The sequence below is a fragment of the Mariniflexile soesokkakense genome, assembly GCF_039650365.1.
GTDB lineage: Bacteria > Bacteroidota > Bacteroidia > Flavobacteriales > Flavobacteriaceae > Mariniflexile > Mariniflexile soesokkakense.
This window is the reverse complement of record NZ_JAZHYP010000006.1, coordinates 116,386-140,472: the sequence shown is the minus strand read 5'-3', so window position 1 is coordinate 140,472 and position 24,087 is coordinate 116,386. Positions and strand designations below refer to the sequence as shown.

Genomic DNA, 24,087 nt, shown 5'->3' with positions numbered 1-24,087 from the left:
GGAACGCCAAAATAACTTTAAAATGATAGAACAGCTTTTAGAATACGATACCAAACTATTTTTGTTTTTAAATAAATTAGGTTCTCCAACTTGGGATAATTTGTGGCTAGTTATAACACATGAAGCTACTTTTGTACCCTTATATGCCATTTTATTGTTTCTTTTATATAAAAAATTCGGACTTAAAGCCCTATTGGTTTTTGTAGTGCTTGTGGCTTTAATGATAACGTTTACCGACCAAATTACGAACGTGTTTAAGCGTGGTTTTCAAAGACCTCGACCTTGTGGCGAAGTAGATTTAATAGACCACATACGTTTTATTGCTGTGCGTTGTGGAAAGTATGGGTTCTTTTCGGGGCATTCATCAAACTCTATGGCGGCAGCCGTTTTTGCTGGGTTGATGCTGCGCCCATATTATAAAAATTTAATATTTATTTTACTTTTTTGGAGTGCTGTTGTGGCTTATAGCAGAATTTATGTAGGGGTACATTACCCTTTAGATATTTTTTGTGGCTTAACTTTTGGAGCAATAGCTGGTTTCTTATTTTATAAATTGGCGAACTATCTTTTAGTTAGGTTTAAAGCAATATAATACCTTAAGCGATTACTTTTAAAGCTTTCTCAAGTATTGAAATATTAATAACTGGATTTTTTACCATTATAAATTCACCATCAATTTGTGTTTGAAATAATGGTTTATCTTTTTGTGCTATTTTTAATTGTTTTGTTTGATAACAATCGACTTCTTTTAAAATATGATGAAGCTTTAAAAACATTAATATACTAAATAAGAATATTTTAAATGCTCCAATTTTTTTTACAATAAGTATGTCTAACTTGCCATCTTCTAAAGATGCCTTTGGGGTTAAACTTACATTGTAACCCATTTGATTTGAATTTGAAATAAAAATTAAAAAAGGCTTATGCTGAATGGTTTTACCGTTTATAGAGGTTTCAACTTCGACTAACTTATTAACTTTTTTTAATGATTTTAAAGTGGCCTTAATGTAGCTAGACAGGGTTCTTTCATTAGATGCTTCGTAATTTTTTATTACTTGCGCATCAAAACCAATTCCGGTATTGCTAAAAAAGTAATGGTTATTTAACTGCCCAACATCAATTTTCTTTGTAGACTGTTTTTTAATTAATGCAAGTGCATTATTAATGTTCTTTGGAATGTTTAGATTAGAGGCTAAGCCATTTCCAGAGCCAATAGGTATAATCCCTAAAGCAATATTGGAATTAATTAAGCAAGATGCGACTTCATTAATGGTACCATCGCCACCACATGCTACAATAATATCTGCATTTTCGGTAATGGAGTCTTGGGCTAATTTAATTGCATGTTTTTTATAACTTGTAGGTTTTATAACTATAGTAAAGTCTTTTTTGTCAAAATGTTTATTAAGAAGTGCTAAATCAATAGTGTTATTCCCCCTTCCTGCTTTTGGGTTTAGAATAAAGTGTATATGTCTCACTACTATTTTATTAATTTGAGGCCGTTATTGCGATACAGGTAATCTGCCACTTGATAAAATGAAATGGTTTCTTCCAACAAGTTAGTATCAATAGGCTTAGGTATTAAATTATCGTTATCTGTTTCCCATTCATAATAATTAACAACATGTTGATCGCTTAAAATCATTAACTTTTGGTCTTTTAGAAGTCCTAAATTGCGGTAATTACCTATAAAGGCACGTTCATCGGCTTTTTTCATTTTCATAATATCCAATCCGAATAAATTAGAAGAATAATCCCAATTTAAAAGCGCAAATAGGGTAGGGAACATATCAATTTGCGAACTTAATTTTTCTATTTTTTGAGGGGCTGCATTTTCTAGGTTGAAAATCATGGCAGGAATGCGGTACTTATCTATATTTAAGTTCCAGCGTCCTGCACTACTAGCACAATGGTCTGCCATAATTACAAACACGGTATTATTAAACCAAGGTTTTTTTTGGGCTTGTTTTAAAAAGTTGCCGATGGCGTAATCGGTATATTTTATGGCCCCTTCTCTACTAGTACCCGAAGGAATATCAATTTTATTTTCAGGATAAGTAAATGGACGGTGATTGGAGGTGGTCATTACAAAATTAAAGAAAGGTGTTTCGGTAAGATATGCCTCATCGGCTTCCTTAATAACTTTACTGTAAATATCTTCATCGCAAACGCCCCAAGCATTTTCAAAAGAGACTTCATCATCATCAATATTGGTTCTCTTTGTTTTTATATCTGAGTCTAACAAAAAACCTCTTCCTCTATCAATTATATTAAAACCGTTTCCTCCAAAATAGGTGTTCATATTATCAAAATAGCCATCACCACCATAAAAGAAATTACGCTCGTACCCTTGTTGATTAAAGACTTCTCCAATAGTGAATAAATTGGTGTTATTATCACGTTTAACAATGCTTCTTCCAGGTGTTGGTGGAATTGATAAAGTAATGGCTTCCATACCTCTTACGGTACGTGTGCCAGTAGCATATAGGTTGGTGAAAAATAAACTTTTGTTTGATAGGGAATCGAGGGTTGGTGTTATTTTTAATTCGCTTCCTAATGAATTAAGATATGAAGCACTTAAACTTTCAATACAAATAAAAATAACATTGGGTTTTTGAGCAGGCTGTAAGCTGTCACTATGCGTTATCGTTCTAAAAATTTGTCTTTCATTTGGTTGTAGAAATTCGCTATTGGGAGCTGTTAATTTTTGTTTTACTTTAGCGAAAGCCTTATCTTCATCAATAGTATTATAAAACTCGGTGTATGATAATTCGTTGCTTCTAAAAGCAGCAAAAAAGGAATAGATACCTGTTTTTGCCAATTCGTTGTTGTATCTATTGTTAAATTGTTCCGCATCTTCATTTTTTATAAAAAGCGCGAATATGGCAGATGTAAGAATAATTAATATTGTTGGGATTAATTTTTGTTTAAATACAGTCTCGTTATTAAAGGTTTTTTTGAATATGTTTGCTTTTTTAGTGATGAGCATAACTATAAAGAGCACAAAAAAAATAGCACCTAATAGCAATGGGATTGGGTAAGATTCATTAATGTTTTTAACAACCTCATAGGTGTAAATTAAATAATCTACCGCTATAAAATTAAAGCGACGTTCAAACTCTTCCCAAAAGGTAATTTCAGCAAAAAAAGAGAATAAAAAAATGAGAAGCCCTAGAGAATATCCAATATAAGTAATTATGCGATCGAAAACAGATCCGTGTAGTTTTTTAGGAATGATTAATAAATAAATAGCATATGGTAACGCAAAGAAAGATACGGTACCAACATCAAATAGAAAACCAATTAAAAAGGTTTTAATTAAAACAAATAGGGAAGCATCTATTTGTGGATAGTACCAAAATGTTAAACAAAACCTTAATATAAATGCAAGTGATATAAATATTAAGATGTATGCTTTTAGTAATTCAAAACGTTTTGGGAAAACTTTATTCCACATATTATTTGGTTGGGTTTGTCGTTTTTAATTAAGAATAAAATTATTCTTTAAGAGGAACGGCTATTTTAACATCGTCCCAAGCCATAGTTAATGATAGGCTATCAGTAGAATTATCGAAAGCTATGGTAAATTGTTCTACGGGCGAATTTAATTTTTTAACAGGAACTTCAATATCTACAACATCATAATTAGGGTCCCACATGGGTTTCATTTCAGAATTTACACCCCAAGAGTATTGTTTAGAATTAAAAAGAACCGTCCAGCTACTGTCTCTAGGAACCGTCCATAGCGTATACTTTCCAGCAGGTAAAGTCATACCTTTTATAGAGAGGTTTTGATTGGTTTCAAAAGTAGTTGCTTCATTGGCACCTGTTCTCCAAACCTGATTGAAAGGCACTAAAGCACCAAAAACCTCTCTTTCTTTCTTGTAAGGTCTGTTGTAGAATACTTTAAGTTTCAGGTCGTTCAATTCAAACTTGACGGTGTCTTTCGGACTCAAACGTTTTTCGAAAATATTTTCAACAAAACAAGAATATAAAAATAAGCCAACGGCTACTATGGTTAAAAGTATTAAAATGCGTTTTAAAAAGGTATTCATAAACTGGGATTTATTTGGTATAAAGATACTTTAAAAAGTAATGATTTCTAAAATGCAAACGTAGAATTCTTTAGTTTTGTTTTATTCGCGAAAAAAAATATTTTTTTTGCAACACTGCACTTTTTTTGTCGTCTTTAAAATGAACTAACTAGAACTAAAAGTAAAATTAGCATGTTTCAGGTTGACATTATAGAACAATGTAAACAAAACAATCGGAAAGCACAATTGCAGTTATATAACCAGTACTGCGATGGTATGTATAGTGTTGCCAAACGATTTTTGAAAGATGCTGATGATGCTGAAGATGTTGTGCAAGAGGCCTTTATAAAAGCCTTTTCAAAACTTCATCAATACAAAGCAGAAGTCACTTTTGGAGCTTGGTTAAAACGTATTGTTATAAACAAAAGTATAGACTTCTTAAAATCTAAAAAACAACGACTTGTTGAATTAGAAGAGGTGCACCTCAAAGTTGTAGATACTGTTGAAGAAGACAAATGGTTGGTAGAAGACGCAATTACATTAAACGATGTAAAAAAGGCAATTAATAATTTACCCGAAAAGTATCAGTATGTTGTCATGCTTTATTTAATTGATGGTTACGACCACCAAGAAATTTCAGAGATTTTAAATATTTCTGAAGTCGCATCACGTACACAACTATCTAGAGGTAAAACAAAATTGCAAGAACTGTTAGCACTTAAAAGAAATGGCACAAGATATTAAAGAATTATTCAAAAAGGATATACAGACGCACGAAACGATGCCAGAAAACCATCAAGAACGATTTCTTAAAAGGTTAGAAGGTGCATTACCAATGGAAAACGAATATAAATTTGGTTGGTTAAAAGTAGCTGCTAGTGTTGTAGTGTTTTTAGGTTTAGGTTTAGGTGCTTTTAAGGTTTTAAAGCAAGAAATACCATTGCCAAATAATGTTGCTACAAATACTGTTGAAACTAAAACCTTGGGTGATATATCACCTGGATTAAAAAAGGTTGAAGACTATTATTTAGCAAGTATAAACTTTGAGTTATCCAAAATAGAATACACGCCAGAAACTAAAGAGGTTTTTGATGGTTATGTTGTTGAATTAGAAAATCTTGATAAGGAGTATAAGCGCTTATCGGTTGAGTTAACCCAATTTGGTCCCAGGGAGTTAACAGTAAATGCATTAATTGATAATTTGAAAATTCGTTTAAATCTATTGCATCGTTTAAGAGCACAATTAAAAGAATTAAGCACTTCTGAACCAGGAGTTGAAGAAGTAAATAAAATCATCTAAAAAATCAAAAAATGAACAAATCAATTATAAAAATAAAGCTTTTTGTTTTAAGTTTTTTTGTTGTTGGGACTCTGTTTTCACAACAAAAACTAACTAAAACAGCACAATCTATTGATGTAAATAAAGATGTTACTATCAACCTAAACACGAGTTATACAAACATTGTTTTTGATACTTGGAATAAAAATACAATAGAGATTGAAGCCTATATTGAAGGTGAAATGTTAAGTGGAGAAGCCCTTAAAAAGGCATTAAAAGATTGGCAAATAACTGTTGATGCTTCAAAAAGTGTTGTTACTATTTCAACAAAAAGCGGCGATTCCAATTCATGGTCGCATAGTTTTACTGGTCATGATGACGATGCCGTACATGCCGTTTTAAAAGAGTTAAAGTTTGAATTGGCAGATTTACCTGAATTGCCCGAACTGCCACCGGTACCAGAATTACCCATGATGCCTGAAATGCCAGAATTACCAAATTTACCAGAAGGGATAAGCAAAATGCAGTTTGATTATGATGCTTACCAAAAAGATGGTGAGAAGTATTTAAAAGAGTACTCAAAGAAGTTTGAATCTGATTACGGTAAAAATTATGCCAAAAAAATGGAAGCTTGGGGCGAAAAATTTGGTAAGGAATGGGGAGAAAAGTATGGCAAGGAAATGGAGGAATGGGCTAAAAAATTTAATGGTAAATGGGAAGCACAATATGGAAAACAAATGGAGGTTTGGGGTGAACAATTTGCTAAGCGCATGGAACAGCAGACAGAAAGACTAGCACAACAGCAAAAACGTATAGCGGTTGAACATGAAAAGCATATGCAAATAAGAGAAAATCTATCACAAGAACGTAAAAAGTTAGCAGATGAAAGACGTGTTTTAATTGAAAAAATGGTAGGCGAGAAGTCTAATGTTAATGTTAAGAAAACCATTAAAATTAAAATGCCAAAAGAGGCTAAGTTAAAAGTAGATGTAAGGCATGGAGAAATAGAGTTTGCTGCTAATATTGATAATTTGAAAGCTAATTTAGCGTATACCAAGCTTACTGCACAAGGCATTAATGGGAGTTCTACTTCCATTAATGCTTCTTACTCACCTATATATGTAACCTATTGGAATTTAGGGCAGTTGAACCTTAATTATGCTGAAAACGTAAAATTGAATAACGTAAAACAGTTGGTTTTAAATTCAAACTCTTCAAATGTTACCATTAACAATTTATTAGGAAATGCTGTTGTTAATGGAAATATAGGTGATTTAAAAATTTTAAAAATTGATGATGCGTTTACTAATTTAAAGATTGTTCTTCAAAATAGTAACGCAACCATTTCACTTCCTAAAGTAGCTTATAATTTGCAGCATATTGGGAACCATACCCGTTTTAGCCATCCAAAAAAATCTTCAAAAGATACCTCAGAAATATTTTCTACAGGGAATATAAATAGTGGGAAAAGCATTGTTATAAATGCTAAATATAGTAATGTTACGATGAAGTAATTAGTTGCTAAGCTTTAAAATTCTAAAGGCTCCTTGAATTACAAAAACAAATACAACAGAGCCAATTATTAAATCCGGTTTATTGGAATTTAATAGATTGACCATTACCCCTGCGGTTATAACCCCTAAATTAATAATAACATCATTTGAAGTGAATATCATACTTGCTTTCATGTGAGCTTCGTCTTTGCTTTTTGATTTTTGTAGCAGGTATAAACAAATACCGTTAGCTATAAGCGCAAAAATTGAAATGACAATCATTGTTGAAAAATCGGGTAATTTTTCTGCCCCTAAAAAACGTCTTACAACTTCAACAAAACCCATAAAAGCCAATGCTATTTGAAAATAACCAGCAAGTTTTGCAATTTTCTTTTTTTTAATTATAGATCCACCCACAGCTATAAGGCTAAGTCCATAAACAAAAGCATCTGCTAGCATATCTAAACTATCAGCAATCAATCCCATTGATTTTGAAATGATGCCTGTACTTAACTCAATTAGAAAGAAAGAAAAATTTATTAAAAGTACTGTGCAAAGTAATTTTCTTTGATTTATATCTTCGGAAAATTCTGTTTGGTTACTTTGCTGATTTAAAAGCTTTTTACACCCCAGATTTAGTTCTATAAGTGATTGTTCTATCTCGTCAATTTGTCCTAAATGATAAACGGTTAGTTTTCGGTTTGGAATATCGAAATCAAGGTGCTTTATACTTGATAGATTTTCCAACTTCATTCGAATTAAATTTTCTTCTGAAGGACAATCCATTTTCTTAATTTCAAAAATTGCTTTTTCCATCTTTAAACAATCTTTTTGATTTCTTCGATAATAGTTGTGGTATCTGCTAAATAATCAAACCACAATGTGTTTTCATCCCTTTTAAACCAAGTAAGTTGTCGTTTTGCAAAGCGTCTGGAATTCTTTTTTATTTCAGAAATAGCAAAATCGAGTGTCCATTCACCTTCCAAATAGTTGAACAATTCTTTGTAGCCTACGGTATTTAAAGCGTTCAGTTTTTTGTAAGGAACTAGACTTTTAACTTCATCCAAAAGACCTTGTTGTACCATAATATCAACACGTTGATTGATACGGTTGTATATGGTTTCTCTTTCGGCTGTTAAACCAATGGTGATGGTTTTAAAGTTTCTGTTGATGTCTTTTTTGTTTAGAAAAGATGAATATGGTTTTCCTGTGCCAATACAAATTTCTAAAGCACGAATAACCCGATGCGGATTATCAATAGCTATACTATTGTAAGAAGCAATATCTAATTCTTTAAGTTGATTTTGTAGAAATGGCAATCCTTTGGTTTCTAAATCGGAATTTAAAGTTTGTCTAATGTTGGCATCAACTTCAGGAAAATCATCCAATCCCTTGGTTATGGCGTCTACATACAAACCAGAGCCGCCAACCATAATTACCACATTGTGGTTTTTAAACAAATTGTCAATCGTATTTAAAGCATCTTTTTCAAAAGCCCCAACGTTGTAATTGTCTTGAATGGATTTATGATGAATAAAATGGTGTTTTATCGCGGCTAATTCTTCTTTTGAAGGCGCAGCAGTGCCAATACTCATTTCTTTAAAAAACTGTCGAGAGTCTACCGAAACAATTTCAGTATTAAAATAATTAGCCAGTTTAATACTTAAAGATGTTTTACCTATGGCTGTAGGTCCAACTATGGAAATTAAATATTTAGGCATGTTGTAATTTATGTCCACAATTATAGCAAAACTCGGCGTTATCTTTATGTTTTTCAGCAGAACAACTAGGGCATGATTGCGTATTAAGGTGTAATTCGCCTTTTTCTAGTTCTTGCTTTGGTTTGTTTTGCGCGGTATATTCAGCCGATACAATACCAGTTGGTACAGCAATAATACCATAACCCAAAATCATAACTAAAGATGCAATAAATTGGCCCAAAGGTGTTTGCGGTGCAATATCACCAAAACCAACCGTAGTTAGCGTTACTATACACCAATATACACTTTTTGGGATATTTGTAAAGCCGTTTTCTTCACCCTCAACTAAATACATAATAGTGCCTAAAATAATAGCGACTATTACAACCGTAAATAAAAACACCGATATTTTAGCACGACTTGCCTTTAAAGCTCTTACTAAATTGTTGGAAGCTCCTAAATAACGCGCTAGTTTTAAAATTCTAAAAATACGCAATAATCGTAGCGCACGTAACGCTGCCAAAGCATGTACACCACCAAAAATTAATGAGATGTATTTGGGTATGGTAGATAGTAAATCAACAATACCATAAAAACTAAAAATGTATTGAAATGGCTTTTTTACTGAAATAATTCTTGCAATATATTCGAAAGTGAATAGAATGGTTATCATCCATTCTGAAACATTAAGAATATTATGAAACTTAGCATCGATACTTTTTACGCTTTCTAGCATTACCAATAAAATACTGGTAATAATGGTTACCATTAAAACGAGATCAAACAGCCTACCAGCAGGAGTGTCTGCTTCATAAATTATTTCATGGAGTTTTGTTTTCCAGTTTTTTTTTTGCGGTATACTCATAGATTCAAAAGTAATAAAGATTTATTACTTCTTTTTTATTAAAATAAGAGAATTGGTTTGAATGTCTACTATCTTATTAAAAAATTCTTTTAAATAAGGGTAATATTCAGGTTCGAAAACCACTTCATTAAACTTAATTCTAAATATGAGGCTAATTGAATTGTTGGCTAAAGTGTTTGAAAAAATTATTTGTCCTTTACCATCTGGTAAATTTAAAGCAAGATCTTTCGGTTTTTCTAAAATAGTGTAGGCATCATCAAAATTTAGTTTAAACGTATAATAATATGTGTCTTTATACCCAAAATCTATGGGATAAGTTCTTTCTTGAAGCTTAAAAGGGTTTTCATTAAAAAACTTCATTATAAAAGGGTTTAAATAAATGTTGTTTCCTGATACGTTATCTTCATATTCAATATCATAAGTTTCTATAAATTCTGGACTTGTTTTGCCTTCACTTAATACTTTGTGATTTGATATTTCAATATTTGGATATTTATCTTGAATTTTATTAATATATACATCCCTATTTGGGTAATATGCCTTTCTTGAGTTTAATGCGTGGTAGCCCGTGTTTTTTGCGTACACATTACCAGACATGTTTTCTTTGGTGTCTAAGTTTAATTCAACTTTATACTGTATAGTAGATGCTTTTTCAGGCTCAATATCAATCCAATTACTTTCTTTTTTAAAATCTAAAATACGTCCATATCCATTTAAACACTTAAAAGGAATGTCTCCAAAGCTTAAGTATTTATCAGTTGCATCTAATAAATATGTTTTATCATTAATTGTGGCCTGTACTATTAAATAATTAAATTCTGAAATGACTGGGAATATTTTTGTTGCAAACCCATTGTTTCTTGTAGAAAGTAATATGGGTTTTACATCTATTCCTGCATCTTGCAATAGATTGTGAAGTAAAATGTTTATTGAAGAAATATTACCGGATTTATTTTTAATAAGGTCTTTAACAGAAACCTCATGAAATATTCTATATTCATCGTTCCAAGTGTAGTTTTCCTGTACATAATTATAAACGCTTTCTGCTTTTCTTAAAGTATCGACTTCACTTAGTATATCATTGCTTAATAATGCTTCGGTATCAACCGATTTTACAAGTTGTTTTCCAATATTAGCATCTTTTCTTAGCTCATCATCAACTGTTTCCCAAGTTTTTGTATAGTTATCTACAATGCCATCAAAACCTCTAAATATTTTTAGTTCATATTCAACTCGAGCTAAATAGTTCGATTTACTTGTCATGTGATCTTCTTCAATAAAAGCAGGAATATTTTGCATAGCATAAATGTATTTGCCACAATGTGCTACACCACCATTAAAGGCTCGTAAACATTCTTTTTCTACCGCTGTAGTATTGGTTTTTAGTTTTCTGCCACCAATCAATTTTATGTTGTATTCATAATTACCAGGAATGCTTGCTCTGTATTCACTATATAATTTGGGGATGTCTTCTTGAAAACTCCAACCTTTATAGTTAAACATAAATGGAGAACTAAGAGTATAGCTATAGCTTATTACAGACCCTTCTTTAATATTTGGTAGTGTAAATTTTATTAATGTGTGGTTCTCATCATATTTTTCCTCAAAAATATCTTTCCTGTCTAGTTTCGTTGTAACTATGTTGTTGTCATTAAGGTTGTAAGTTGTTGCAATAATGTTTTTTGCTGTTTCGGCACCTTTGCTATTATTATACAAATAAATAGTAATGTTTGCTTTGTCGAAACCTTCTCTATTTAAAATTTTTACTTTTCGTTTTACCTCGGTTTTAAGTTTGAAATCATCTTGATCTACATAGCTATTGCCAAAATCGTATATAACGAGGGCGTTGGCTGTACTGTCTTTTGCAAAGGTTGAAGATTTAATATCATCAAACGATACATTATGATTTTCTGAATTGTAATTTTCTTGTGCAAAACTTAATAGGCTAAAAAGAGCAATTAGGGGTGTAAGATTTTTTTTCATGATTTCGTTGGCGTTTATTTAAAAGATTTGTCCTAAATTTCTTAAAAAATTTTAACCAAACAAAATTATTTTTACTCTATTGTTTTTTCGAAGATACGTTTGAATAATATGTTGGGTGTCTCTATTATTTTTCATTGGCGTAATAATAGATTCTAAAACCTCAATATTGTTAATTTGATAGTTTAAATTGAAAAAACCCAAGCCTTTAAAAACGCCATTTTCTATTAATATGGCACTACGCTCATCAATATCACGGCCTTTATCAATAACAACCATGTTTTTGTTTTTATAACTGTTTTTATTGATTAACGCTTCAACGCGTTTGTTATAAGATTCAGCAGGTTCTTTTTCAATGCAGGCACCATCACAAGTTTTAATGTCGTAGTTAAAACAACTGGTTTTGGTTTTGTATAAGCCAGTTAGTTTTTGGCACAACTTGTAATCTTCGACTGCTTTGGATATAAAGCTTTTTCCACTCTGTTTGTTACTAAAAGTTGTTATGGGATTTTTACGACCATCTACCACATCAATTTTTAGGTTTATATAGCTCTTATCGTCTACAAAGCTATAAAGCGCATGTGTAAAAACGGTACGCCGTAAAGACCTATTATAAATAGGTTTAACACGTTTTATTTCTTCACTTTCCTTTAAAAGTGCTACAAGTTCACTACCAGTTGCTTCATAGGTTACAGCAGTAACCTGAGCTTGTATTTTTTTAGATTTTTGATTGGTATTTGTAAAGTGTTGGTTAATGCGTTTTTTTATATTATTACTTTTTCCAATATAAATAATTTCTCCATCGGCTTTGTGAATGTAATAGACACCGGTTATTGAAGGTAAGTCATTAATAATATCTAAATGTCTTGGTTCAAGTTGAAGCTTTGGGTTTAATCGGATGGATTGTTGGATGATGCTTTTAGTTGTGTCTTTATCTAAAAGCATTTGGAATAATTTAACCGTGGCTAACGCATCGCCCGATGCCCGATGCCTATCGGCAACAGGTATTCCAAGGGAGCGCACTAATTTCCCTAAACTGTACGATGCTTGGTCTGGAATTAAATCTTTAGCAAGTTCTACGGTACAAAGAGACGGTCGTACATACTCAAAACCTAAACGGCTAAATTCTGTGCATAAAATACGGTAATCGAACTGTGCATTGTGGGCTACTAAAATACAATCTTCTGTAATTTCAACAATGCGTTTTGCAACCTCATAAAATTTAGGTGCATGGCGTAACATACTGTTGTTTATACCTGTAAGATTTACCACAAACGGTTGTATATCGCGCTCTGGATTAACAAGACTTATAAATTGATCTACAACTTGGTGGCCATCAAATTTATAGATAGCTATTTCGGTTATGCCTTCTTCATTGTACTTGCCACCAGTGGTTTCTATGTCTAATATTGCGTAAATTTGTTTTAAAAGTTTAAAAGGAAAAAAGTATGGTTTTAAGTGTGTAATTTTTATTTACTTACACCATCCACAATTCATTTTTCATTGTTAATTATCAATTGTTAATTTATTTCCGTTCTCCAAATATACTACTTCCAACGCGAATCATGGTACTTCCACAATCAATAGCTAAGGCATAATCACCACTCATTCCCATGCTAATGGTTTCAGGTTTAAAATTAAAAGATTCATGTGATTTTAAATCATCAAAAGTGGTTTTTAACAACGTGAATTCTTTTTTAATCTGATTTTCATCTTCAGTAAATGTCGCCATTCCCATAACACCCACAACTTGTATGTTTTTTAATTGTGAAAACGCTTCAGATTTTAATATATTGAATGCTTCCATAGTGGTCATTCCAAATTTTGAATCTTCCTCAGCTATTTTTATTTGAAGCAAACAATCAATAACTCTATCATGCTTTTTCGCTTGTTTGTTTATTTCTTCCAGCAATTTGAAATTATCAACCCCATGAATTAACTTCACAAATGAAGCCATGTATTTTACTTTGTTACTCTGTACATGCCCAATCATGTGCCACTCAATATCCTTTGGCATAACGTCGTGTTTTTCTGCCATTTCCTGAATTTTGTTTTCACCAAAAACACGCTGACCCGCATTATAGGCTTCCATTAAATAGTTAACGGGTTTTGTTTTCGAAACAGCAACCAAAGTAACATGCTTTGGTAAAGTGGATTTTATATGATTAAGGTTTTGCTTTATACTCATTAATAGGTTTAATTGTTTATACGCTATATATTTAACTAATATACAAATCTGCAAATCAACAAATCAACATTTTTTCAGAATTCATAAATAGTAACGCCACTTCGTAGTTTTGGTTCTATAAAAGTGCTTTTTGGAGGCATCGTTAAGTGGTTATCAGCAATGGCCTTTAGTTCGTCAATCGTAATAGGTACTAGTCCAAAACCTACTGTAAATTCGCCTGAATCTACTTTGCTTTTTATGTTTACTAAGTCGTTTTTACCATGCGAATAACTTATGCGGGTATTGTTGCGCACGTCGGTAATTCCTAAAATAGGTCCTAAAACGGTTTTATGCAAAATTTGAGTATCTAAAGCATCGAGTGCTGTGTGGAATTGGTGATAGGTCTTTCGTAAAAAAAGCGAATAAAAATGCCCATCTATATACATGCTAAAATGGTGTTTTTTTGTAGGTTGATATAATTCTGTACCTCGTTTTTCAATGCGAAATACCGCATCGAGTTGAATTAAAAACGCTTTTTTTGTTAACCCATTTAGGTCTTTTACAAGTCGGTTAAACTCGTGAATTTTTAATTCAGATTCAGGAATTAAATAGCTCATAAAAAAATTATAAGCTTCTTTACCTGTATGTTGCTTGTTTTCTAATTTTAGTTCTTCTGAAAGTAAATTGGAAGATGCAGAACGGTGGTGCCCATCGGCAATATAAATGGTATCAATAGTATAAAAGGCTTGCTTTATTTTTTCAATTAGTTGTATGTCATCTACAGGCCATAAATAATGTGTGTCTCTAAGATGTGTTGTAAACTCATACTCGGCCCGATATTTTTGTACTTCAGAAATGGCATATTTAATAACGTCGTTATCAGGATAGGTAAGGAGTACAGGCTCTGCATTAAACCCTACGGTTTTTAAATAGTCTTTAAAAATGTTTTCACGGTATTCAATGGTGTCTTCGTGTTTTTTTATAACATCGTTTTTATAGTCTTCGGTACTTGCAGCTGCAATGATGCCAGAAAAGGTATTACCATCACGATTAACAATTTTATAAATATAATAGCAAGGTGTTTTATCTTGAATAAAAATGGTAGCCTCTTTGAATTCTAAATAGCGATTTTTCACCAAAATAAAGCGTTCTTTTCCACGAATGTTTTTATTGTATTTATATCCCGGGTTTACAACATGTAAGAATGAAAACGGATTGTATTCCAATCGTGCTTTTAGTTCTGCTTTAGAGTAGCTTTGGTACGAGCGTGATGCAACAAGTCCAACTTTATCTCGAGTGGGTCTTACTGCTTTAAAAGGGAGTATTTTCGCCATTAGTTTGCTAGTTTTCAGTCTTAGCTATCAAGTTTCAATGCTTAAAGCAGGAACTACGATTATTTACTTTAAAAACTGCGACGCAATTTTTTCTGCTTTTCTACTTTTAGAATAATTATAGAAACCTTCACCAGATTTCACACCTAATTTACCAGCTCTCACCATGTTTACCAATAACGGGCAGGGGGCATATTTTGGGTTTTTAAAACCATCGTACATCACGTTTAGTATTGATAAACAAACGTCTAATCCAATAAAATCGGCTAATTGTAGTGGCCCCATGGGGTGTGCCATCCCTAATTTCATAACGGTATCAATCTCATGCACACCAGCAACTCCATTGTATAAAGTTTCAATAGATTCGTTAATCATAGGCATTAAAATACGATTGGCAACAAACCCAGGAAAATCATTTACTTCAACAGGGGTTTTGCCTAAACCTTTAGATAACTCCATGATGGTTTTAGTTATAGCGTCACTGGTATTGTATCCACGAATAATTTCAACCAATGGCATTATAGGCACAGGGTTCATAAAATGCATCCCAATTACTTTGTCTGGTCTTGAAGTTGCCGCTGCTATTTGTGTTATGGAAATTGAAGATGTGTTTGTAGCTAAAATGCAGTCTTCATTACAAGCTTGGTCTAATTGTTTGAAGATATTCAGTTTTAAATCGACATTTTCGGTAGCTGCTTCAACTACTAAACTTACATTTTTAACACCTTCAGCAATACTAGTAAAAGTGCTGATGTTTTTAAGCGTATTTTCTTTTTGAGTCTCTGTAATGATTTCTTTTGCAAGCATTCTATCCAGATTTCTCGCAATATTACCCATGCCATTTTTAAGCGAAGCTTCGCTAATATCAATAAGGTTAACCTTAAATCTGTTTTGAGCAAAGGTATGTGCTATACCATTTCCCATTGTACCCGCACCAATTACAGCAATATTTTTCATGGAACTAGAATGTTTATTGTTTTCGTCATTACGAACGAAGTGAAGTAATCTGTCAATTTATAATAAGATTGCTTCGTACCTCGCAATGACACTAATAACTTAAAAACAATTAATAATTTGAGTAGCAACACGCAAAGCCTCGGTACCATCATGAAGCGTTACTACGGGCGATGAATTTGTATTAATAGCATGTGCAAAAGCTTCCAACTCATCAAGAATGGAGTTGTTGTTTGCCACATGTGGGTTATCAAAATAAATTTGTTTTTTTTCACCTTCAGCATTTTGGAGTACCATATCAAAATCTCCCGGACTTTCAGGAGCGTCTTTCATTTTTACTACCTCACACTTTTTATCTAAAAAGTCTACAGAAATATAGGCGTCTTTTTGGAAGAATCGTGCTTTACGCATTTTTTTAAGCGAAATTCTGCTAGCAGTCAAGTTGGCTACACAACCATTTTCAAACTCAATACGTGCATTAGCAATATCGGGCGAGCTACTAATTACCGCTACACCACTAGCACTAATATTTTTTACTTTCGATTTTACAACACTTAAAATAATATCAATATCATGAATCATTAAATCCAACACCACAGGCACATCAGTACCACGTGGGTTAAACTCTGCCAATCGATGCGATTCTATAAACATCGGGCTCTTAATTTCGTCTTTTACTGCCAAATAAGCAGGGTTAAAACGCTCTACATGCCCAACTTGTCCACGTAAATTATGTTCCGCCAAAAGTTCTCTAATGTGTTCAGCCTCTTCAACAGTATTAGTAATCGGTTTCTCAATAAAAATATGTTTTCCATTAGCAATCGCTTTTTTAGCACAGTCGTAATGTGATAACGTAGGTGTAACAATATCCACCATATCTACAGCATCAATAAGCGCATCAATTGAATTGAAAAATTTATACCCAAATTCCGCCTCTACTTTTTTGCCATTGGCTTCATCGGCATCATAAAAACCAACAAGCTCGTATTTATCAGATTGTTTAAGAAGTCTTAAATGAATTTTTCCAAGGTGGCCAGCACCAAGTACACCAGCTTTTAGCATCATATTTTTACGTTTTCAACAAAAATAAGATATTTAACACATGAATTTAACTATTACTCGTGAAATTTTAGTGAAAAATTATCAGGGCGTTCCCCTTCGGGTCGGGTTTTCCGCGCTACATGGTAGCTTGCTTCAACCCCTAACGCGGGTTTCTTTGTTAGATGCTTTACTCGGTCTGTGTTTTTTGGTTTGTTTATTAAAATTGTTTAATCAAAAGTTGTAATCAGTACATTAAAAAACATAAAATTAATTCCTGTTTAAACTTTATAAGCTAAAAATGTTTAACTAATTTTACCTTATAAACCATACAATCATTGAAAGACACTTTTAAGCATAAAGGATTGAGACAACAGTTAGTTAACGTTGTAAAAAACAAAGGAATAACAAATGAAGCTGTTTTAGGAGCTATTGGTAAAGTACCCCGGCATTTGTTCATGGATTCTGGTTTTTTAGATTATGCATACAAGGACATGGCTTTTCCTATTGCGGCAGACCAAACTATTTCGCAACCCTACACTGTGGCATTTCAAACCGAATTATTACAAGTAAAAAAAGAAGATAAAATTCTAGAAATTGGGACAGGTAGTGGTTACCAAACAGCTGTTTTATGTGAGTTAGGGGCAAAAGTGTATAGTATAGAACGCCAACAAGAGCTGTTTAAAAAAACAAGTAAATTTTTGCCAAAATTGGGCTATCGCCCCAAGAAACTTATTTTTGGTGATGGCTACAAAGGTTTGAAAGAAGAAGCCCCTTTTGATAGTATAATTGTAACTGCTGGCGCTCCTTTTGTACCAAAACCCTTATTAAGTCAGTTAAAAATAGGAGGGAGGTTGGTAATTCCGGTGGGCGACGATGTGCAAATTATGACTCTTTTTATTAGAAAAGACACTAAAGAATTTGAACAACACGAGTTTGGCGAATTCCGTTTCGTGCCTTTGTTGGAAGATAAGAATTAGTTTTTTCCAAAACCCAAAACCTATTTACTATCCGGTAAATAAGAATTAGGGATAGGATTTCTTCTGTTTTCGTTATCCCAAAAAACGTTCACAATCCACCAACGGGTACCATCGTTAAGTAATTGAATGCTGTTAATGCCGCGCATAAACGGCTCATCATCGGTTTTGCTGTGAAACGATTCGAAGGTACTAAATACATGTGCCATGTTACCAAAAGCATCAACGGTTCTGTGTATTTCTTTTTCAATAAAACCATTTTCAACTAGCCATTTTCCAGAACTTTTAATATAATCATCTGGTTTCATATAGCGTATTTGAAACTTACTTTCATTATTTTTACCCGAGGTAATTAGTTTTCCATCTGGGTGAAATAAAAATTTAAAAAGTGACCAATCTCTTTTTTTACCTTTTTCACCAGATATAACTTCATATAGAGAATTGATGGTACTATCAATGGTTAATACATTTTTAGAATAATCTTTAGGTGCATCCTTGCCTTTTTCTTGCGATTGTGCCGTTAAGGATATAAAACAAATTGAAAACAGAAGTAGACTTTTTTTTATCATTTTTTCACCAAATTATTATCAGTAATTTTATTTAAAGTTTTTCTTAACACGGTCTAAATCACGTTTATTATCACGGTCTTTTATTGTTTCGCGTTTGTCAAATAACTTTTTACCTTTGGCTAAAGCAATCTCCATTTTAGCATAGCCATTTTCGTTTATAAACAACCGTAATGGTATAATAGTAAGTCCCGAACTTTGAACTTCTTTATGTAATTTTTTAAGTTCACGTTTGTTTAAAAGCAATTTTCGTTCCGCTTTAGGGCGGTGGTTGTAATAATTACCAAAAGCGTATTCTTCAATGGTAGCATTAATTACAAAAAGCTCACATTTTTCGTTAAACTCACAAAAACTTTCGGTAATAGAAGCTTTACTACTTCTTATCGATTTTATTTCGGTACCCGTTAGCACAATACCAGCCGTGTACTTGTCTAAAATTTCAAATAGAAAGCGTGCTTTTTTGTTTTGTATGTTTATGTTTTTTTGCATCGACAACAAAACTACATAAATTTATTTTTAGTAGCAGATTACTAATATTTAAAAGTTAAATAAAATTTAATACATTTCATAACGAAATAAATACGAGTAAATTCGCTTGTTGTTATTTTGAACAATTTACTATTTATATGAATAAAATAATTGTATTTGTTTTAATGTGCTTCTGGTCTTGCGCCAGCGTTAAAAAGTACAACGAGCAAATAACACGTTTACACGCCGTTGAAGACTTGAAAACCGATGTAGATAAAGTGTACCGGCAGTTAAAAAAGAACCACCCAAAACTGTATCAGTACACACCTAAAGAGGTGCTGGATTATAAGTTCGATAGTTTAAAAACATCAATAACTACCCCAATAAATTCCCGAGAGTTTTATAAAAAGTTGGCGCCCGTTGTTGCCCAAGTAAAACAGGGGCATATATCGGTGGGTTTGGCTAATATGCATTTCACAAAAAAGGAACGCAAGAAATTAAAAAAGGAAAAGTTTGAATTTTACGATTTAGATTTTGAATATTTAAATGATAAACTTTGGGTTTCCAATACAAAAGGGGAATATTCCACGCTAATTGGAAGCGAAGTAGTAAAAATAGACAATGAAAAAGCTGATGATTTACTGAATATTTACAAAACACGATTTTCATCTGATGGGTATAATAAAACACTTTACAATAAATACGTTGGCAAAGGATTTTCGGCATTGTACTATAAAGATAAAGGTTTTAAAGACAGTTTAAGCGTTACTTTTAAGTTGAATGATTCACTATTCAATAAAACATTCAAACGTGTTGAAAAAGAGAAGAAAAAAGATTCCATTGCCTTAGATAGCTTAAAACCTGCTGAAATTGTAAAACTTACTCCATTAGAAAAAAAGGAACTTAGAAAAGCAGCTAAAGTAAAACGACAGTTTAAAAGAAAACACGGTTTTATTAATAAAGCAGAAGGCTATACACGGAATTTCAAATTTTTGGAAGCAGATAGTATGGTGGCTTACATGAACATAAAATCGTTCTCCAATGGTAATTATAAGAAGTTCTATAAGGAAAGTTTTGAGATGTTGGATTCACTTAAAACCAAGAGCCTCGTTTTAGATTTGCGAGATAATGGAGGTGGCAGAATAGCCGAGATTGATTATCTCTATGCCTATTTAACAAACCAAAATTACAATTTGGTTGAAGAAAGCGAGGTAAACACTCGCTTGCCATATTTCAAATATTTAATGAGTAACACTATGCCTTTTGTTGTGAAAGTTTCAACAGTTATTGTATCTCCCATAATCATTGTTCAGAATTTAATAAAGACAAAAAGGAAGGACGATAAAATATACTACAAACTAAGGTTTTCAAAAGAAAAAGAACCACATCCTTTAAACTACAAAGGGCAATTGTATGTCATAATTAATGGGAGTTCTTTTTCGGCGTCATCGCTACTTTCAACACATTTAAAAGCGAATAAACGTGCTGTTTTTGTGGGAGAAGAAACAGGTGGTGCTTACAATGGTTGCGTAGCGGGTATTTATAAAGTTTATGAAATGCCAACATCCAAACTTAAAATTAGAATGGGATTGATGCAAATTGAGGCACCTCAAAAACAAACTCCAGATGGTTATGGCATTAAACCCGATGTTGAAATTGTTCCATCTATTGAAGACAGAAAACAGCACAGAGACCCCGAACTAGATTGGATACTAAATGGCACTAATACGAATGAAAAATTAGTGGAATAAAACAAGTTGGTTTAAAAGATTCTTAACTATAACGTGTTTTATTTTCAATGTAATAGAAATAACAATTCAGATTATTTAAGATTTCTTTTTTATTGTCTTACCATAAAACATTTGTATTTTTGTTTTCGATTTTTTATAAACATACTTCAATAATATAATATGAATTCATACGATGTAGCCATTATAGGCTCGGGTCCTGGAGGTTATGTAGCAGCCATTCGTTGCGCACAATTAGGCATGAAAACTGCCATTATAGAAAAATACAACACACTTGGCGGAACGTGTTTAAACGTTGGTTGTATACCAAGTAAAGCGCTTTTAGATTCTTCACACCATTATGAAGATGCCATCAAGCATTTTGAAGAACACGGTATTGAAATTCCGGGTGACATTAAGGTGAACCTTGAAAAAATGATTGCCCGTAAACAAGCGGTGGTAGATCAAACTACAGGAGGCATCGATTTTTTAATGAAGAAGAATAACATTGATGTGTATCAAGGTTTAGGGAGTTTTAAAGATGCTACGCATATTACAATTTCAGGTGATGAAACTATTGAAATTGAAGCAAAAAACACCATTATAGCAACAGGAAGTAAACCTTCAAGTTTACCTTTTATCAATATTGATAAAGAACGCATCATAACGTCTACTGAGGCTTTAAAACTTAAAGAAATACCAAAACATTTAATTGTTATTGGTGGAGGCGTCATTGGTTTAGAATTAGGTCAAGTTTACAAACGTTTAGGTTCAGAAGTTTCTGTGGTTGAGTTTATGGATCGTATCATACCAACTATGGATGGAGGACTTTCAAAAGAACTTAACAAGGTATTGAAGAAACAAAAATTTAATATCAACATATCTCATAAAGTAAAATCTGTAGAGCGTGTAGGTGATGAGGTTATTGTAAAAGCAGACAACAAAAAAGGTGAAGAAATCGAGTTTAAAGGCGATTACTGTTTAGTATCTGTAGGGCGTCGTCCATATACCGATGGATTGAATGCTGAAGCAGCTGGAGTAAAATTGACTGATAGAGGTCAAATTGAAGTAAACGACCATTTGCAAACAAGTGCTAAAAACATTTATGCTATTGGAGATGTGGTAAAAGGAGCCATGTTAGCGCATAAAGCTGAGGAAGAAGGCGTATTTGTAGCTGAAACGTTAGCAGGACAAAAACCACATATTGATTATAATTTAATTCCAGGCGTGGTTTATACATGGCCAGAAGTTGCTGCTGTTGGTAAAACAGAAGAACAACTTAAAGAAGCTGGCGTAGAATATAAAACGGGGTCTTTCCCAATGCGTGCTTTAGGTAGAAGTAGAGCCAGTATGGATTTAGATGGTTTTGTTAAAATTCTAGCAGATAAGAAAACAGATGAAATTTTAGGAGTTCACATGATAGGTGCTCGTGCAGCAGATATGATTGCAGAAGCTGTTGTAGCTATGGAATTTAGGGCTTCTGCTGAAGATGTATCGCGTATGTCTCATGCGCATCCAACATTTACAGAAGCTATTAAAGAGGCTGCTTTAGCGGCAACTGATGATAGAGCATTGCATATTTAATTAATTCCAGTAAAGGCAGGAATCTCAATATAAACAAAAAGCGAACCATTTGGTTTGCTTTTTTGCTTAGAAGGGGTTCGGTTAATCTAGTTTTTTCATGATATTTTGCCACACTAATTCGTAATAAGCTTTATTTAAAGGCACAAAGTGATTGTCTTCACCAATATTTTCTATAAGTCTTTTAAAGGTTTCTAGGGTAACAAATTTTAAAGCTTCAACTTCTTCTTCTTGTAGTTTTAATTTTGAAAGCGGTACTGTGATTTCGGCAATAAAGGTGTTGTGAAATTCATTATCTATAATGCCATTTTCATAGGATTGAAAACATTCAAAAATACCAATGGGCTGTAAAGAACTTTCTAAAACTGTGATGCCAATTTCTTCTTGCACTTCTCTAATAGCACCTTGTTCTGGAGTTTCTCCAGCATCTATATGACCTGCAACTGAGACGTCCCACATAAGCGGACAAATAGTTTTTTTTGCAGAACGTTGTGATAGTAACACTTCTCCTTGTTTGTTATAAAACCAAACATGAGCCGTATGGTGGAAATAGCCTTTTTGGTGAATTACTGACTTTAAATCAGACGTTCCAGTTGGGTTACCGTGTTTATCTACAATGTCTATATATTCGTCCATAAGAAATTATAAAACGTCATTGCGAGCTTTTAATAGAAAAAGCGAAGTAATCTCATAATACTTGCTCTAAAGTTTATTCTGAAGCAATCAATAAACAGATCGCTTCGTCGTGTCTCTTCGCAATGACGAGTAAATTAAATATTATTTAAAATAACTAAAAGTTTCACCTTCTTTTATGTTAAGTAAACTTTCGTAAATAAGTTTTATAACATTTTCCACATCCTCTTTGTGTACCATTTCTACGGTGGTGTGCATGTAACGAAGTGGTAATGAAATAAGTGCCGATGCAACACCACCATTACTATATGCAAAAGCATCGGTATCGGTACCTGTGGCACGTGATAAAGCGTTGCGCTGAAATGGTATTTTTTTAGCATCGGCCGTATCTGTAATTAAATCGCGCAATTTTTGTTGTACTGCAGGAGCGTAAGCAATAACGGGCCCTTTACCCAACTCTAAATCGCCTTGTGTTTTCTTTTCAATCATTGGGGTTGTTGTATCGTGAGTTACGTCGGTAACAATGGCTACATTGGGTTTAATGGTTTGCGTAATCATTTCGGCACCACGTAAACCAATTTCTTCTTGTACAGCATTGACAACGTACAATCCAAACGGCAAAGTTTTTTTGTTTTCTTTTAATAATCGGGCTACTTCGGCAATCATAAAGCCACCCATGCGGTTATCTAGTGCACGACACACAAATTTATCGCCATTTAAAATATGGAATTCATCTGGATAGGTGATAACGCATCCAACATGAACACCTAATTTTTCAACATCGGCTTTGGTTTTGCAACCACAATCAATAAAAATATTATCTGGTTTTGGAGCTTCTTCCTTTGATTTATCACGGGTATGGATTGCAGGCCAGCCAAAAACACCCTTTACTATGCCATTTTTTGTATGGATATTTACTACTTTACTTGGTGCTATTTGGTGGTCGCTTCCGCCATTTCTAATCACATAAATCAATCCGTCATCCGAAATATAATTTACATACCAAGAAATTTCATCGGCATGCCCTTCAATAACTACTTTGTATTTTGCTTTTGGGTTTATAACGCCTACAGCAGTACCATAGGTGTCGGTAATAAATTCATCAACATAAGGTTTTAAATAATCCATCCACAGCTTTTGTCCTGTCCATTCGTACCCAGTAGGAGCTGCGTTGTTTAAATATGACTCTAAAAAGTCCATCGACTTTTTGTTTAAAATGCTCTTCATCGTATTGTGTTAAAGTTTTGCACTAAATTAATAATATAAATAGAAAAAAAATGTTTTAAAGATTGTA

Annotated in this window: 23 protein-coding genes; 7 read left to right on the top strand and 16 right to left on the bottom strand. The window is 32.9% G+C overall.

Annotated features, from left to right (window positions below):
* Positions 1 to 22: 22 nt before the first annotated feature.
* Entirely contained in the window at positions 23 to 592 is a 570-nt protein-coding gene (locus VP395_RS12695) for a phosphatase PAP2 family protein (RefSeq protein ID WP_346242390.1), read from the top strand.
* A 4-nt stretch (positions 593 to 596) separates the two neighbouring features.
* Here VP395_RS12695 and VP395_RS12690 read toward each other — a convergent pair whose 3' ends face one another.
* Genes VP395_RS12690 through VP395_RS12680 form a run of 3 tightly spaced genes read right to left on the bottom strand, consistent with a single transcriptional unit; the run spans position 597 to position 4,055 of the window.
* The gene (locus tag VP395_RS12690) at positions 597 to 1,478 is read right to left on the bottom strand and encodes a diacylglycerol/lipid kinase family protein (protein WP_346242389.1); all 882 of its coding nucleotides are present in this window, start codon (positions 1,476 to 1,478) and stop codon (positions 597 to 599) included.
* A 2-nt stretch (positions 1,479 to 1,480) separates the two neighbouring features.
* Entirely contained in the window at positions 1,481 to 3,457 is a 1,977-nt protein-coding gene (locus VP395_RS12685) for an LTA synthase family protein (RefSeq protein WP_346242388.1), read from the bottom strand.
* Between the two features lie 40 nt (positions 3,458 to 3,497).
* Complete coding sequence (locus VP395_RS12680) at positions 3,498 to 4,055, bottom strand: DUF2911 domain-containing protein (protein ID WP_346242387.1); 558 nt, start codon at positions 4,053 to 4,055, stop codon at positions 3,498 to 3,500.
* Between the two features lie 171 nt (positions 4,056 to 4,226).
* Between VP395_RS12680 and VP395_RS12675 the strand changes: the two genes are divergently transcribed.
* From VP395_RS12675 to VP395_RS12665, 3 genes are read left to right on the top strand one after another with little or no spacing between them, the layout of a single operon-like run.
* A complete protein-coding gene (locus tag VP395_RS12675) occupies positions 4,227 to 4,778 on the top strand; it encodes an RNA polymerase sigma factor (protein WP_346242386.1) in 552 nt (183 codons plus the stop codon).
* Positions 4,762 to 5,334, top strand: coding sequence for a hypothetical protein (locus VP395_RS12670; RefSeq protein WP_346242385.1), 573 nt, complete (start codon positions 4,762 to 4,764; stop codon positions 5,332 to 5,334). The genes VP395_RS12675 and VP395_RS12670 overlap by 17 nt, the downstream gene beginning before the upstream one ends.
* Positions 5,335 to 5,345: 11 nt before the next feature.
* Positions 5,346 to 6,827, top strand: a complete 1,482-nt coding sequence (locus VP395_RS12665; RefSeq protein ID WP_346242384.1) for a hypothetical protein — start codon at positions 5,346 to 5,348, stop codon at positions 6,825 to 6,827.
* Here the strand turns inward: VP395_RS12665 and VP395_RS12660 are convergent, their stop codons facing one another.
* The 9 genes from VP395_RS12660 to VP395_RS12620 all read right to left on the bottom strand — a co-directional run bounded on the left by VP395_RS12660 (position 6,828) and on the right by VP395_RS12620 (position 16,865).
* The gene (locus VP395_RS12660) at positions 6,828 to 7,622 is read right to left on the bottom strand and encodes a cation efflux transmembrane domain-containing protein (protein ID WP_346242383.1); all 795 of its coding nucleotides are present in this window, start codon (positions 7,620 to 7,622) and stop codon (positions 6,828 to 6,830) included.
* Positions 7,623 to 7,624: 2 nt separating this feature from the next.
* A complete protein-coding gene (gene miaA, locus VP395_RS12655; RefSeq protein WP_346242382.1) occupies positions 7,625 to 8,527 on the bottom strand; it encodes a tRNA (adenosine(37)-N6)-dimethylallyltransferase MiaA in 903 nt (300 codons plus the stop codon).
* Entirely contained in the window at positions 8,520 to 9,371 is an 852-nt protein-coding gene (locus VP395_RS12650) for an ion transporter (RefSeq protein WP_346242381.1), read from the bottom strand. Before VP395_RS12650 ends, miaA begins: the two co-directional genes overlap by 8 nt.
* A 24-nt stretch (positions 9,372 to 9,395) precedes the next feature.
* Positions 9,396 to 11,354 (bottom strand): DUF3857 domain-containing protein, encoded by a 1,959-nt coding sequence (locus VP395_RS12645; RefSeq protein ID WP_346242380.1) that lies wholly within the window; start codon positions 11,352 to 11,354, stop codon positions 9,396 to 9,398.
* A 51-nt stretch (positions 11,355 to 11,405) separates the two neighbouring features.
* On the bottom strand, positions 11,406 to 12,770 hold the full coding sequence (locus VP395_RS12640; RefSeq protein ID WP_346242426.1) for an exonuclease domain-containing protein: 1,365 nt from the start codon (positions 12,768 to 12,770) through the stop codon (positions 11,406 to 11,408).
* 106 nt (positions 12,771 to 12,876) lie between these two features.
* Positions 12,877 to 13,539, bottom strand: a complete 663-nt coding sequence (locus VP395_RS12635; protein ID WP_346242379.1) for a YggS family pyridoxal phosphate-dependent enzyme — start codon at positions 13,537 to 13,539, stop codon at positions 12,877 to 12,879.
* Between the two features lie 74 nt (positions 13,540 to 13,613).
* A complete protein-coding gene (locus VP395_RS12630) occupies positions 13,614 to 14,852 on the bottom strand; it encodes a DUF1015 domain-containing protein (RefSeq protein WP_346242378.1) in 1,239 nt (412 codons plus the stop codon).
* Positions 14,853 to 14,915: 63 nt separating this feature from the next.
* Entirely contained in the window at positions 14,916 to 15,806 is an 891-nt protein-coding gene (locus VP395_RS12625) for a 3-hydroxyacyl-CoA dehydrogenase family protein (protein WP_346242377.1), read from the bottom strand.
* 99 nt (positions 15,807 to 15,905) lie between these two features.
* Positions 15,906 to 16,865 carry a Gfo/Idh/MocA family protein gene (locus VP395_RS12620; protein WP_346242425.1) on the bottom strand — a complete coding sequence of 320 codons (960 nt, stop codon included), beginning with the start codon at positions 16,863 to 16,865 and terminating at the stop codon, positions 15,906 to 15,908.
* A 314-nt stretch (positions 16,866 to 17,179) separates the two neighbouring features.
* On the opposite strand from VP395_RS12620, the gene VP395_RS12615 reads away from it, so the two are divergent.
* The gene (locus VP395_RS12615) at positions 17,180 to 17,821 is read left to right on the top strand and encodes a protein-L-isoaspartate(D-aspartate) O-methyltransferase (protein ID WP_346242376.1); all 642 of its coding nucleotides are present in this window, start codon (positions 17,180 to 17,182) and stop codon (positions 17,819 to 17,821) included.
* A 20-nt stretch (positions 17,822 to 17,841) separates the two neighbouring features.
* On the opposite strand, the gene VP395_RS12610 is transcribed toward VP395_RS12615, so the two are convergent.
* Entirely contained in the window at positions 17,842 to 18,387 is a 546-nt protein-coding gene (locus VP395_RS12610; RefSeq protein WP_346242375.1) for a hypothetical protein, read from the bottom strand.
* A gap of 27 nt (positions 18,388 to 18,414) precedes the next feature.
* Positions 18,415 to 18,873 carry an SsrA-binding protein SmpB gene (gene smpB, locus VP395_RS12605; protein WP_346242374.1) on the bottom strand — a complete coding sequence of 153 codons (459 nt, stop codon included), beginning with the start codon at positions 18,871 to 18,873 and terminating at the stop codon, positions 18,415 to 18,417.
* 137 nt (positions 18,874 to 19,010) lie between these two features.
* Here smpB and VP395_RS12600 point away from each other — a divergent pair, with 137 nt between their 5' ends.
* Both VP395_RS12600 and lpdA read left to right on the top strand, forming a co-directional pair.
* Positions 19,011 to 20,603 (top strand): S41 family peptidase, encoded by a 1,593-nt coding sequence (locus VP395_RS12600; protein WP_346242373.1) that lies wholly within the window; start codon positions 19,011 to 19,013, stop codon positions 20,601 to 20,603.
* A 159-nt stretch (positions 20,604 to 20,762) separates the two neighbouring features.
* Entirely contained in the window at positions 20,763 to 22,163 is a 1,401-nt protein-coding gene (lpdA, locus tag VP395_RS12595) for a dihydrolipoyl dehydrogenase (RefSeq protein ID WP_346242372.1), read from the top strand.
* A gap of 81 nt (positions 22,164 to 22,244) precedes the next feature.
* Here lpdA and VP395_RS12590 read toward each other — a convergent pair whose 3' ends face one another.
* Complete coding sequence (locus VP395_RS12590) at positions 22,245 to 22,796, bottom strand: NUDIX hydrolase (protein WP_346242371.1); 552 nt, start codon at positions 22,794 to 22,796, stop codon at positions 22,245 to 22,247.
* Positions 22,797 to 22,937: 141 nt separating this feature from the next.
* A complete protein-coding gene (locus VP395_RS12585) occupies positions 22,938 to 24,020 on the bottom strand; it encodes a M42 family metallopeptidase (protein ID WP_452299631.1) in 1,083 nt (360 codons plus the stop codon).
* Positions 24,021 to 24,087: the final 67 nt, after the last annotated feature.